7 protein-coding genes and 1 tRNA gene are annotated in these 14,526 nt (G+C 41.7%); 7 read left to right on the plus strand and 1 reads right to left on the minus strand.

Going from position 1 to position 14,526, the window contains the following annotated elements:
• Positions 1-40: 40 nt before the first annotated feature.
• A tRNA-Ala gene (locus GXO74_15260) sits at positions 41-113 on the minus strand.
• A 534-nt stretch (positions 114-647) separates the two neighbouring features.
• On the opposite strand from GXO74_15260, the gene GXO74_15265 reads away from it, so the two are divergent.
• The 7 genes from GXO74_15265 to nadC all read left to right on the plus strand — a co-directional run bounded on the left by GXO74_15265 (position 648) and on the right by nadC (position 14,524).
• The gene (locus GXO74_15265) at positions 648-3,098 is read left to right on the plus strand and encodes a leucine--tRNA ligase (protein NOZ63013.1); all 2,451 of its coding nucleotides are present in this window, start codon (positions 648-650) and stop codon (positions 3,096-3,098) included.
• Positions 3,099-3,211: 113 nt separating this feature from the next.
• Positions 3,212-4,930 carry a DNA polymerase/3'-5' exonuclease PolX gene (gene polX / locus GXO74_15270; protein NOZ63014.1) on the plus strand — a complete coding sequence of 573 codons (1,719 nt, stop codon included), beginning with the start codon at positions 3,212-3,214 and terminating at the stop codon, positions 4,928-4,930.
• Complete coding sequence (gene ggt, locus GXO74_15275) at positions 4,927-6,630, plus strand: gamma-glutamyltransferase (protein ID NOZ63015.1); 1,704 nt, start codon at positions 4,927-4,929, stop codon at positions 6,628-6,630. The genes polX and ggt overlap by 4 nt, the downstream gene beginning before the upstream one ends.
• A 13-nt stretch (positions 6,631-6,643) precedes the next feature.
• Positions 6,644-7,675, plus strand: a complete 1,032-nt coding sequence (gene mltG / locus GXO74_15280) for an endolytic transglycosylase MltG (protein NOZ63016.1) — start codon at positions 6,644-6,646, stop codon at positions 7,673-7,675.
• Positions 7,665-9,887, plus strand: a complete 2,223-nt coding sequence (locus GXO74_15285; protein ID NOZ63017.1) for a UvrD-helicase domain-containing protein — start codon at positions 7,665-7,667, stop codon at positions 9,885-9,887. The genes mltG and GXO74_15285 overlap by 11 nt, the downstream gene beginning before the upstream one ends.
• Positions 9,884-13,600, plus strand: coding sequence for a tetratricopeptide repeat protein (locus tag GXO74_15290; protein ID NOZ63018.1), 3,717 nt, complete (start codon positions 9,884-9,886; stop codon positions 13,598-13,600). The genes GXO74_15285 and GXO74_15290 overlap by 4 nt, the downstream gene beginning before the upstream one ends.
• Positions 13,601-14,524, plus strand: a complete 924-nt coding sequence (nadC, locus tag GXO74_15295; protein ID NOZ63019.1) for a carboxylating nicotinate-nucleotide diphosphorylase — start codon at positions 13,601-13,603, stop codon at positions 14,522-14,524.
• Positions 14,525-14,526: the final 2 nt, after the last annotated feature.

The raw sequence follows: 14,526 nt of genomic DNA on the forward strand, positions 1-14,526 counted from the left end.
AAAAAGCCACCTGATTGGTCAGATGGCTTAAAAACAAAAGTGGAGCTAAGGAGGCTCGAACTCCTGACCTCTTGACTGCCAGTCAAGCGCTCTCCCAACTGAGCTATAGCCCCGAATTTGAATGTGCCATTATAATAATTTTTCTGGTAAAAGTCAAGGAAAATTTTTAGCTTTGGATTTGAAAAATGGCTTAATTAGGAAGTGATAAAAATTCGCTCACGGTCTTCCTTCAATCCGTTTTTCCTCGTTACGATTCCAGTCTGGGAGGGGCGCTTTCGACAATTTGCCGGAAAAAATCGCTTTTCGCCTTTAAAGCGTCAGATATTTCTTAAATGTATGTTTTGGGAGATATTCAAATTCTCAAACAAATTGCTTGACACTCAATGTTTTTTTTATTATATTTATGCCAATAAATTCTAAAAATCAGTATATTAGAGTTATTCATGAAGCGAAATTTTCGGAACATAGTTAATTCCGCCCGGCATCTTTTTTTGCTGCGACCAAATAAAGGGAGAGAACTTCCGCTCGCTCTTACGAGCGGGCTATCTTTGCTTGCCTGAAGGTAGTCCATCCTCATTTTTTTAATTTCCGGTTTCATCTTTTAGAAAATTTTTTGATCAGGAAAAATTTATCGTATAGGAGTTATTATGTGCGCCTATCCATTTGCAGAAGTTGAAAAAAAATGGCAGCAGAAATGGGAGAAGACCCAACTGTATAAAACTGACATGAACGATGTCGATAAAAAATTATACTGTCTGGTGATGTTTATTTACCCATCAGGCGATAAACTGCATATCGGCCACTGGTACAATTACGGGCCTACTGATACCTGGGCGCGATTTAAGAGAATGCAGGGTTACAATGTTTTTGAACCCATGGGTTACGACGCATTTGGCCTGCCAGCGGAAAATTACGCCATTAAACATGGTATTCATCCGGCAATTAGTACTGCCCAAAATATTGAATACATCCGAAAGCAACTCAAAGCCATTGGCGCCATGTACGATTGGAGCAAAGAAATCAACACCAGCGCGCCGGAATATTACAAATGGACGCAGTGGTTTTTCCTGCTGCTGTATAAAAATGGTCTTGCTTACCGCAAAAAAGCGCCGGTAAACTGGTGTCCCAAGTGCCAGACAGTTTTAGCCAACGAGCAAGTAATTGACGGCCACTGCGAACGCTGCGAGACAGAAGTCACGCACAGAGATTTGGAACAATGGTTTTTCAAAATCACTGATTACGCGGAAAAACTGCTGGAAGGCCATCAGCGCATCGACTGGCCGGAGAAAACCATCGCCATGCAGAAAAACTGGATCGGCAAGAGCGAGGGCGCTAAAATCGTTTTTTCTGTGGAAAACTCGGATGACAAAATCGAAGTTTTCACGACGCGCCCTGACACATTATGGGGCGTGACGTACATGGTGTTGGCGCCGGAACATCCTTTAGTTCCCAAATTGACTACGGATAAACAGCGCGACGCCGTAAACGATTATGTTGAGCAAGCACGGAAAGAATCTGATATTCAGCGCACGTCTACGGAAAAGGAAAAGACAGGCGTTTTTACTGGCGCCTACGCGATCAATTCTGTGAATAATGAACGCGTGCCAATCTGGATCGCAGATTATGTGTTGGTTACTTACGGCACTGGCGCCGTGATGGCAGTCCCAGGCCATGACACGCGCGATTTTGAATTTGCTACAAAATATAATTTGCCAATCCGCGAGGTTATTAGCCCAGACGGAAAAGCACATGAAGAACTAAAAGCAGCTTACGTAGAGCCGGGAATTATGATAAATTCGGGAAAATTTAACGGTACTCCGTCAAAGGAGGGCATTGCCAAAGTCATCAAATATCTGGAAGAACGTAACTTTGGCGAAAAAACGATCAATTACAAACTGCGAGATTGGCTAATTTCGCGCCAGCGTTACTGGGGAGCGCCGATTCCGATTGTTTATTGTCCGGATTGCGGAGAAGTTCCTGTCCCTGAAGATCAACTTCCGGTAGTACTTCCCGAAAAAGTGGATTTCAAAGGCAAAGGGGAGTCCCCACTGTTGACAAATCTTGATTTTGTCAATACAACCTGCCCCAAATGCGGCAAACCAGCCAGGCGGGAAGTCGATACAATGGATACTTTTGTTTGTTCTTCTTGGTATTATCTACGATTTCCCAATCCGGATATTGATGCTTTTCCTTTTGACAAAGGTCTGGCGAAAAAATGGCTGCCGGTGGATCAATATGTCGGCGGCGCGGAACACGCTGTCATGCATTTGATGTATGCGCGCTTTTTCGCCAAAGTTCTTTACGATTTAAAGCTGATCGATTTTGATGAGCCATTTAAAAGACTCATTCATCAGGGAGTGATCACAAAAGACAGCAATAAAATGTCTAAATCTCGCGGCAATGTGGTAAATCCGGATATTTTTGTCGAGAGATACGGCGCTGATACTTTTCGCATGTACATGATGTTCATGGGCAGCTACGAAGAGGGCGGCGATTGGAACGATGAAGGAATTACCGGAATTCACCGTTTCATTAATCGCGTCTGGCGGATCGTGGATTTGCTCAAAGAAAACAAAGCAACTGGCAGCGAGGAGAAAGAAAGCAAAGAATTGGAGCGTGTGAGACATTACACGATAAAAATGGTCACAACAGATCTAGAACGATTCCATTTCAACACTGCCATTAGCCGCATCATGGAATTTGTGAATGCAATGTATCTTTACATTCAAAACGTGCCTCTGGAACAGCAAAATCGTCAAGTTTTAGAGGAGGCGAAAGAGACGTTGGTGCTTTTGATGGCTCCGTTCGCGCCTCATTTTGCCGAAGAATGCTGGGAAAAAATCGGTCAACGCTACAGCATTTTCAACGCGCAGTGGCCTGAATACGATGAAGCAAAGACGCAAAGAGACGCAATTCCTATTGCCGTGCAGATAAATGGCAAACTGCGCACGACAATTGAAATAGAGCGCGATTCAGCAGATGAGCTTGTCATTGAAGCGGCACTGGGCGATGAAAAAATTCAAAAGCACGTCAGCGGGAAAAATATTTTAAAAAAAATTGTTGTAAAAAACAGGCTGGTGAATTTTGTTGTGAAGTGATTGATATTTAAGAAATTAGAAAGAGGATATGCGCTGGCGTATCCTCTTTTTTTTATTGACATTCTTATCATTAATTTATATATTAAAGCTCGCATGTTTTTGGGAAGAAAGCCATGGAAAACGATCAGATTGCAGAAATATTTGAACGATTGGCAGATATTTTGGAATTTCAAGGAGAAAATCCTTTCAAGATTAACGCCTACCGCAAAGCCAGCCGCGTTTTGAAAGATTTGCCTTTGAACATTCGAGAGCTGCACGAGCAGAGAAAAGTTGCTACTTTGCCTGGATTTGGTACGGCTTTGGTCAAAAAGGTTGAACAATTTTTAACTACCGGAAAAATTTCCAAATACGAACAACTCAAAAACGCCGTCCCGGCAGGCTTGCTGCAATTGTTAGATATTCAAAATTTGGGACCCCGAACTCTCGCTGCAGCACACAAAAAGCTTGGCGTAAAAAATCTGGATGATCTGGTCAAAGTCATTGAAAATGGCAAATTAGCCGCATTGCCCGGAATGGGCGAAAAAAAAGTCAACAAAATCAAGGAAGGGGTTGATTTTTATCTTTCTGTCAGCGAAAGATTTCGTCTCGGAGATGCGTATCCGGTCGCAGAGGAAATAATTCAGCGGTTACAAAATCAATTTCCTGAAATTTCTCTTTCCATGGCGGGCTCCATCAGGCGAATGAAAGAAACTGTTCACGATCTTGACATTTTGGCAGCAACGGAAAATAGCAAAGAGGTTATTGATTTCTTTGTACAAATGCCAGAAGTCGAAATCGCGATTGCTGCCGGCGAAACTAAGGGCTCTGTAAGATTGCAAAATAAAATGCAAGTTGATCTGCGGGCAGTTTCGTCGAGAAATTTTGGGGCGGCGCTGCAATATTTCACCGGCTCACAGGCGCACAACATCAAAATTCGCGGTATCGCCAAAAAGCAGGGGCTAAAAATTAACGAATACGGACTTTTCCGGGACGATAATTTTATTTGTGGCGAAACTGAAGATGAGATTTACAAATCACTTGGCTTGCAATGGATTGCGCCGGAATTGCGTGAAGATAGGGGAGAGGTCGAAGCAGCAGCGCAAAATCATTTGCCCGAGCTGATTAAACTTTCAGACATTAAAGGCGACCTGCACGTTCACACAATTGGCAGCGACGGCCACAGCCGAATGGAGAATTTGGTCGCTGCCGCGAAAAAATTGGGCCATCAATATTTGGCAATTTGTGACCATTCCCGCTCCGCCGGCTACGCGAACGGATTGTCAGCAGAAAGATTGTTGGCACAGATCGAGGCGATAAAAAATTTGAACAAGAGTCTGACAGATTTTACGCTTTTTTCCGGCTCCGAAGTTGACATTCTGGATGACGGCAGTCTTGATTTTCCGGATGAAATTTTAGCCAGGTTAGATATTGTCGTCGTGTCCATTCACTCAAATTTTCAAAAGAATCCAACGGAACGTATTCTCACAGCAATGGAAAATCCCCACGTTGACATCATCGCTCATCCAACCGGCAGGCTCATTAATAAACGCGACAGTTACCAAGTTGACATTTCAAAAATAATCGAAAAAGCAATCGAGAAAAACATTGCGCTGGAAATAAACAGTCATCCCTGGCGACTCGATTTGAATGATCAACACGTGAGGGTGGCTGTTGAAAAAGGCGCATTGTTGGCGATAAACACGGACGCGCATCACGTCGACAATCTGAATTACCTGAAATTTGGCGTGGGAACTGCCCGGCGCGGCTGGGCAACGGCTAAAAATGTAATTAATACTCTCACCATTCAGCAAATTAGAAATTGGAAAAAGCAAAGGACAGTAAGGCAGAAATGAAATCGAAAAACACAGTAACAATTGTGACCGTTTTTCTCCTCTTGTTTCTTTTCGTAAATGCGCCTGCCCGCTACATTTCTGAAGCGCGCGGAAAACAGGGAATGGTTGTTTCTTCCGAGGAAACAGCGACTCGTGTTGGAGTTGATGTATTAAAAAAAGGCGGAAACGCCATTGACGCCGCCATTGCTGTGGGATTTGCTTTAGCAGTAACCTATCCCACTGCCGGAAATATCGGCGGCGGTGGGTTCATGGTAATAAGTTTTCCGGACGGAAGATCCACAACGATTGACTTTCGCGAAACAGCGCCACTCAAAGCAAGCCGGGACATGTATCTTGACGCAGACGGCAAAGTGATTCCCGGGAAAAGCACCTTTGGCTACGCTGCTTGCGGCGTTCCGGGCACAGTCGCAGGATTAACAATGGCGCTAAAGAAATATGGTACAATGCCATTGAAAAAACTTCTACAGCCGGCATTAGCGTTGGCGAAAAATGGTCTTCCTGTGAGCTATCAGTTTCATCGGGATTTGTTGAGATTAAAGAACGCATTTTCTCGATTCCCTTCCTCAAAGAAAGTTTTCTTCAAAAAGAATGGTGAAATTTATGAAAAAGGAGATATTTTTCGCCAGCCAGATTTATATTCCACGCTGAAAAGAATCGCCAAACATGGCGCCAAAGGATTTTACGAGGGGAAGACTGCCAAGCTGATTGTTCGGGACATGGAAAAAAATCACGGTTTGATCACATTAAAGGATTTGCGCGACTACCGTGCCATCGAAAGACGGCCGGTGATCGGACAATTTCATGATTATGAGGTTATCTCCATGGGTCTGCCTTCTTCCGGGGGAATTTGTCTGATTCAGGCCTTTAATATTCTGGAAAAATATGATTTGAAACAGATGGGTTGGAATTCTTCACAATATTTGCATTTGCTCACAGAAACTCTGAAGAATATTTTCGCCGTGCGGGCACACTTCCTCGGCGATGCTGATTTTGTGAAAGTGCCGATAAAAACATTGATCAGCAAAAATTTTGCACAAAAAATCGCTGAAAATATTCAGCCTGACCGAGCAGTTCCCGCAGCAGAAATTCCTATTGCAAATCCTTTTCAATTTGAAGGAAACCACACGACCCACTACAATGTTGTCGACAAAAACGGCATGGCGGTTGCGGTCACTTACACGATCAACAGCGGCTACGGAGCCAAAGCAGTCGTCGATGGCGCCGGATTTTTATTGAACAATGAAATGGACGATTTCGCAATCAAAGCCGGCAATCCGAATATTTACAAATTAGTGGCATTTGCACCCAATTTGATTGAACCGGGCAAACGAATGCTCTCTTCCATGTCACCGACGATCATGAGAAAAAACGGCAAATTTTTCATGGCAGTAGGCGCCATGGGAGGTCCAAAGATAATCACGGCAACATTGCAGACAATTTTGAATGTAATCGTTTTCGACATGTCTCTGCAAGAAGCGATAAACGCTCCGAGAATTCATCACCAGTGGCTTCCCGATAAAATTTTTGTAGAAAAAATGTTTTTTCCGTCTGATGTATTGGAAAATCTGCGGGCAATGGGGCATACTGTGGAGACGATGGGCTATCACTCGGAAGTTACAGCAATTTTGTTTCAGGAAAAAAGCGGAGAATTGATCGGAGCGCCTGATTTCAGATGGAACGGCAAAGCACTGGGTTTTTAACGAGGAAAACAGCATGAAAAAATTTATTATGATCATTGCTGTTATTTTGCTGGCAATCGTGTTAGTTTTGGGAATGAAGGTAGGAAAAATATTTTTACCAACGTCCGGAAAACCAGATGCGGCTATCAACATAAAAATTGAACGCGGCGCTTCCCCGGTTGCGATTGCTGACACTTTAAAGAGAAACGGTTTGATTAATAAAAAAGAAGATTTCTTATTGGCAGTTCGTCTGTTTCGACAACATCAAAGTCTCAAAGCCGGATTTTATCAACTGCGCCAGGGGCTTTCGCCCTATCAGCTCATGAAAATTCTTGCCCAGGGCAAAACAGCGCGAATTCGCGTCACGTTTCCTGAAGGCTACACTTCGTTTCAGATGGCTTCTCTTTTACAGGCGAGATTGGGGATCGATTCGACAAAATTCATGCATCTTGTACATGACAGAGATTTTTTGAAAAAACTGCATATCGACAGCGAGTCGCTGGAAGGGTATCTTTATCCTGAAACATACTACTTTGATTGGGGAATGAGCGAGCGAGACGTCATGCGGATAATGGTCGCGGAATTAAGGAAAAATTTGAGCGATTCATTAATGAAAGAAATAAAAGACAGCGGCTGGACGTTACATCAGATTTTGACATTGGCTTCTTTGATTGAAGGCGAAGCAATGGTAGATTCGGAGCGGGCAATAATTTCTGCTGTTTATCAAAATCGTTTGCAAAAAAATATGCTGTTGCAAGCTGACCCAACTATTCAATTTATTATTCCCGATGGACCGCGCCGGCTGTTGAACAAAGATTTACAAATTGATTCACCTTACAATACTTACAAATATCCGGGATTACCACCGGGGCCTGTCAATAATCCGGGAATAAAATCCATTATTGCTGCTGTTCATCCGGCGGATGTGGATTACCTTTATTTTGTCGCCAGGGGAGATGGCGCTCACATTTTTAGCAAAAATTTGAAAGAACACCTGAAAGCGAAAAGAAAATTTGACGAATATCGCAGACTTGTCAAGCGGAAAGAAAGATTGAATGGGAAATAAAGAAAAGCAAACAACTTTATTAAGAAATTTGAATTCAGTGCAGCGAAAAGCTGTGGAACACACGAATGGTCCTAGTTTGATTCTGGCGGGAGCTGGCAGCGGTAAAACGAGAGTTTTGACGCATAAAATCGCTTACTTGATCGAGCGAAAGGGTATCAACCCCGGCAATATTTTGGCCATGACGTTCACCAATAAAGCAGCGAGAGAAATGAAGGAACGAATTTCCGCCCTTCTGAATGGCGAATTGCGTGGTTTGTGGATTGGTACATTTCATTCAAATTTTGCCAGAATTCTGCGGAAGGATTGCTCGAAAATCGGCTACACACCGAGTTTCGTCATTTACGATGAAGCTGACCAACTTTCGCTTGTAAAATCAGTCATAAACGAACTCGAGATAATCAATGCTCAAAATTTGAAACCGAAGCAAATTCAATCATACATTAAAATCATCAAAAATTCATCTATCTCGCTGGAAGAGTTTAAGTTACGCAATCCAGCCCTGTCTAATGAAGTTTTTTATGATATCTTTAATCGCTACAATAACCGATTGTTACAAAACAATGCCATGGACTTTGAGGACCTGCTTGGAAAAAGCCACGAGCTATTTCGATTATTTCCAACTGTTTTAAGTCATTATCAGGAGCTCTTTCATTACATTCTCGTCGATGAATATCAGGACACGAATCGAATTCAGTATAAATTAATAAAATTGCTCGGCGAGAAGCATCGAAATATCTCAGTTGTCGGAGATGATGATCAATCCATCTATCGCTGGCGCGGCGCTGAAATAAGAAATATTTTGGACTTCGAAAAAGATTTTCCTGATTGTAAAATTTTCCGGCTCGAACAGAATTACCGCTCCACGGCAAATATCCTGCATATTGCTCATTCCATTATTCGCAATAATTACAATCGCATGGATAAGGAATTATGGACTAAAAAGGGCGAGGGTGAAAAAATCACTCTAAAAATTGTCAATAACGCCAGTGACGAGGCGAACTACGTTGTGATGAAAATTGAAGAGGAGATGCAAAAAAACCATCATAACTTTTCTGATTTTGCTGTTCTCTTCCGAATTAATGCCCAATCCCGGGCGCTGGAAGACGCCTTGCGCAGTAGAGGAATCAATTATATCATCGTGGGCGGCATTCGATTTTATGAAAGAAAGGAAATTAAAGATGTTCTTGCGTATCTCAAACTCCTTGCTAATCCGCAAGATAGCGTCAGTTTGAAAAGAATCATCAATTATCCCGCTCGAGGCATCGGAAAGACGACAATTGAGCGTCTGGAGGAGTTCTGCGCTCAAAAAAATATATCCTTATTCAATTGTTTGCTCAAAGCGCATGAAGTGGGCTCATTGCAAAAATCGAAAGTTTCCACTCTCAAACAACTTGGTGAATTCTTGCAACGCTACGTTAGCTTAAAAGAGCAACTTTCTCCGTCGGAGCTCACGAGCGCTTTGATTGATGAGTTGGGAATCCTGTTAGCTTTGAAAGCAGAAGGAACGGAAGAGGCCGCTACTCGCATGGAAAACATCAAAGAACTTATTAATGGCATCAAGGAATTTAGTAAACAAAATTCTGAATTGACCCTTGAGCATTATCTTGAAAGCGTCGCCCTGATCACCAGCGTCGATAATTGGGATAGATCAGTAAATGCTGTTTCTTTGCTGACGCTGCATAGCGCCAAAGGTCTTGAATTTCCTGTCGTTTTTATTACCGGTCTGGAAGAAGGGCTTTTTCCGCTATCTCGGCAAGCAGGAAGCATCGAAAGTCTGGAAGAAGAAAGACGGCTTTTTTATGTCGGAGCAACTCGCGCCATGGAAAAACTATATTTGACGGCGGCAAAGTTTCGTTGGCAAGGGGGAAGCGATAGTACGAGTGGCGCAATTTCAAGATTTTTAGCAGAGCTGGACAAAACTTATGTGGAAGCCGACGAGGAAATTGGTTATTATTCTCATCATCGCGCCCCAAAACGCTCTTTCTCTCAAAGTGTCAAGAAATCTGACAATCTTCGGCAAAAATCGGATAACAATCAGCCACCAGAATTGCGAGTCGGGGCGCTTGTCCGCCATCCGAGATTTGGGAAGGGGATTATCAGGAAAATTGAGTCGGGCAACGAAGCAAATAATCCAAAACTTTTTATTCTTTTTGAGGGGTTAGGGGAGAAGAAAATAATTTATAAATATGCCAAGTTGGAGATTTTGCGATGAAAATGATCAGAATTGCCATCCTTTTTGTGCTATTTTTTAGCCAATTTGTTTTTGCTCAACAAGACGACGGTGTTTCGTTTATTTATGCAAAAAAATTGATGAACGACAGCTTGTATGACCTTGCCGCTGAACAATTTCACCAATTTGCAATGGAAAACACACTTCACGCCAAGGCGCCAGAATCTCTTGTCCTTGCCGGCAAGTGTTACTATCAGAGTGGTCAATACGATTCAGCGATTAAAGAATTTACTCTTTTAATCGCTCGGTTTCCACAAGCACAGCTTCTGGATCAGGCTCACTTTGAATTGGCCAAATCGTTCAATGCCGCGGGCAACATTCGGGCTGCGGCAAAAACTTTCCACCAGGTGTATATTTTTTATCCTAAGAGCAGCCTGGCAAAGATATCGTTGTTGAAATCCGCGCAAAAATTTTTTAAAATTAAAGACTATGAACAGTCAAAAAGAATAATTTACGATCTGCAGGAGGCCTTTCCCAGCGCTGCTGAAACTTTTGAAGCCCGACTTGTTCTCATTGATGTTTTTATGAACACAAAACATTATGATCGGGCAAATACTGAAATAAACAATCTCCTTGCATTGACAAAAGACGGCATCGTTCACGCGAAAGCTCTTTTTCGAAAAGGCGTCATCGAAAAAATGACAGGCCGCTATCAGGACGCTGAACAAAGCTTCAGAGAGTTGATTGAAAAATATAGCGACCAGCGGAATAGCAATGATTGGAGTGATGTCATCAAAAAGGCTTCTTATGCATTGGCTGAAATTCTTTTTCAAAAAGGATTTTATGATTCTTCTTCTGAATATTTGCTAAAAATTCCTGAAAATCAACGCACCGCAAAAGACTTATTTCTATTGGCTCAAAATTCACTTAAGAAAAATCAATATGATCAGGCAGCCACATTTCTGGAAACTCTGGCAGAGAATGAAACAGATAGTCTCATATTTGTTCGGGCGAACTATTTGCGCGGCGTATGCTTTAGCCAGTTAAAAGATTATTATCAGGCAAATTCTGCGTTTCTGAGAGTGATAGATTTCTGCTATCAAAAAAATATTTATTCTCATTATCTGAGATCTGCTATTGCCAAATTGTCGCAAAATTATGAAAAAAATAATCAATTCGAGGCGGCAATCAAATTATTGAGTGATTATGTGACGCAACTTCCGACAAATGCCGATCTCGACGAGATAAAATTTCACATCGGGAAAATTTACGAAGATAATCTTTCTGAGTTTGACCGCGCAATGAGAAATTACGATGATATTTTGACAAATTTTCCGCGAAGCAAGCTAGTCGATGACGCGCAATTTGCAATTGCACGGTGCTATGCAAAAAAAACCGACTTTGAACAGGCTATTAAGGAATACAAACGTCTCAGGCAAAATTTTCCCGCCAGCCCATTCTCAGAAAAAGCAGAAGAAGCAATTTTCCATATTCAAAATTATGTTCCCTCAAAGGCAAATTTGAATAATTCTCTCACTAAAGTAATCGAAAATATCGTGCAAGACGGCAACGATTCAAAAACGAAATTGGAAAATATCGCCCAATTGTATTTCGATGATCTCAAAAATTATGAAAAAGCGATAGAATATTGGCGAGAACTTTTGTCGTCCGAAAAACTTTCTGATGATGAAAGATCGAAAACAATGTACTTTATCGGAAAGTCATATCTCCTTCTAGCGCAAGCCAATTCCCGAATCAATAATGAGCAAGCTGATTCAGCAAAACTGTATTTTAATCGTCTGTTGTCGTTATTTCCCTCCAGTGAGTGGGCTGATGACGCCGCCATGGGAAATATTGAAGCTTTCAAAGGAAAAATATCCAAAGACAGCCTGACCGTCGAAGAATTCAAGCAGCGTTTGACAGATTTCCTCTACCAATATCCCGGCAGTTCATTCGCCACAAGCGTTAATCTGGATTTAGCTGAGCTTATGATAAAATTGGGTGTCAACAACTCGCTGGATAGCCTCGATGTAGCCAATAGTTTATTGTATGTGCAAACGCATTCTGAAAATGTCTCTGAGCAAACCCACGCAGCATTATTGCAAGCGCGACTATTTGTACAAACGCACGATGACAGCGCCGCGAAAATGTTGTTGTTTTCTTTAGTTAACAATAGAAATAACAGTGAATTATGCCAGGCCATCAGTCTGCTTGCTGATTTGTCTGCAGCAAATAATGAAAAGCGCTGGGAAAAAATATTTTCCTCTTTTATTGAGAATCATTTTTACAGCCCCTGCGTTGACCGGATAAAAATTAAACTGGGAACTATTTATCTCACACAAAACCATCCATCGCTGGCGTTGCAGATCTTCAGTAAAATGTATTCGACGCGGGAAAACGAAGATTTCTTTCATTCTTTTACAGATGAAAACGATTCATTGTTGGAGGAAATTGTATTCCATTTGGGAAAAATCTATGAACGAATGGAGAAACGGGAGAATGCAATAGCATATTTCCAAAAATATCTGCGGCTGTTTCCGGCAGGAAAATACGTAGAAGATGCGCTTTTCGCTCTGGGACATTTGTTTTCGTCGCGGGAGCCCGAGGAAATGAGAAGGGCAATAAATTATTTCAAACGATTGACCGACGACTATCCTGAGTCTGGACTTGTTGACAGCGCCACTGTAAAAATTGGCGATCTTTTTTTTGAATTAAAAGACTACGCACAGGCTTCAGATTACTACTTAAAGATCGTTCAGGAATCCGAACCGCACGCAGATCGCGCCTATTCCGAGGCACAAAATATTATTTGTCGTTTTCGGCAAGGAAAAATTAGCAATAAATTGCCGCAAATAAAAGCCTTCAAAAAAAAGTACGGCAAGAAAAACCCACTCATTGCAGACTTGATGCTGGAAGCCGGTTCTTATTTTTTGAAACAAAAGAACTTTAAACGGGCCGAAGACATTTTTGACAACGTACGATCTCATTTCAAAAAAACATCTCAGGGCGCAAGAGCTGAATTCTTGTTGGGCAAACTCAATTTTATTCTGAATAAAGACGACGATGCGTTGGAAATTTTAACAAAATTGATCAGGAAATATCCGCGACAACAAAAAATTGTCGCCGACGCCTATATTGCGCTGGGAAATTTTTACTATTTGAAGGCGAAGCAAGTCCAAAATGCACTGTTCGCCTATCAAAAAGTCACGCAATTAAAAAATACAACTATTGAGCAGGAAAAATTAGCCAAAAATAATGCGATTCGATGCTACACAGATTTGAGAATGCGCGAGCAAGCAGTCTCTGCAATTTATGAATATATCGACAGATTTCCGGATGCAGACGACGTATTTGAAAAAAAAATATTGTTGGGGATTCTCTTTTACGAATTACATGAATATGATCGCGCGCTCGTGTTGTTGAAAAAATTGAAATATGAGGCTGATATTGAAAACGAACCGAGAATTCAATATTGGATAGGGGAGTGCTATCTTGGCAAAGGGGAGTTCAAACGTGCAGTGAGTGAATATCTCAAAGTAGCGTATTTGTCACGGCCCACAAAATTGAACTGGAGGGTAACTGCACAGTTTCAAGCAGGCGTGGCGTACATGAAAGCCGGAGAGCCGGAGCGAGCAAAGAAAATATTCGCCAAAATAGTCAGACAACAAGGCAAACAAAGCGTATTCGGCAAGCCCGCCCAGACTAAAATTGATGAGATCGATCAGATGATGTCAAATGCAAAACAGAGGCATTAGATGCAGCTAATAGACCCGAAAACTTTGCCGGAAAATGTGCGGAAATTCGGTTATGATGATTTTTTCGTCGATAGAATTTCTCAAGAAATATCTCTATTAATCAATACGGCTTTCCAGGAGGACCTGAATGAAATCGGCGATGTCACGTCGAATGCCATCTTTGGAAAAAAACAAACTGCTACTGCAATGATAATTTCTAAACAACAAGGTATTTTTTCAGGCGGATTTTTGACGGAATTAATTTCAGGTTCAGTAGATTCCGAAATGGAGGTAATAAATTTTGTTAAAGAAGGCGACCATCTTTCGCAATACCAGCGTGTTAGCAAATTGTCGGGTTCCATAAAATCAATTTTGATTGCCGAAAGGACAATATTAAATTTTCTTTCGCGAATGAGCGGCGTCTCAACATTGACAAACGAATTTGTAAAAATCGCTCTGCCGCATAGGATTACAATTTTGGACACGAGAAAAACTTTTCCGGGATGGCGTTACCTGGACAAATATGCGGTGAAAGTCGGTGGCGGTCAAAATCATCGTTTTGGCTTGTTTGATATGTTTCTCATAAAGGAAAATCATATTAAAGCCGCAGGCGGTATTTTGCAGGCAGTTGAGCAGTGCAAAAAATATTCAGAAAAAGTGCGAAAAGAAATAGCGATTGAAGTGGAAACGACAAATCTCGAAGAAGTAAAACAAGCGCTAATCGCAGGAGCGGATAGAATTATGTTAGATAATATGACCGTTAATAAAATTAAGCAAGCGGTTAGTCTTATCAAAGAAAAAGATAATCATGTCAAAATTGAAATTTCCGGCGGAGTAAATTATGAAAACATCGACAAATTTGTTGACACGGGTGTAGATTTTATATCAATTGGCAGCTTGACTCATTCGGCAAAAGCATTTGATTTTTCGTTGCTTGTAGATTAATT

It is taken from the genome of Calditrichota bacterium, assembly GCA_013152715.1.
Taxonomy (GTDB): domain Bacteria; phylum Zhuqueibacterota; class Zhuqueibacteria; order Thermofontimicrobiales; family Thermofontimicrobiaceae; genus 4484-87.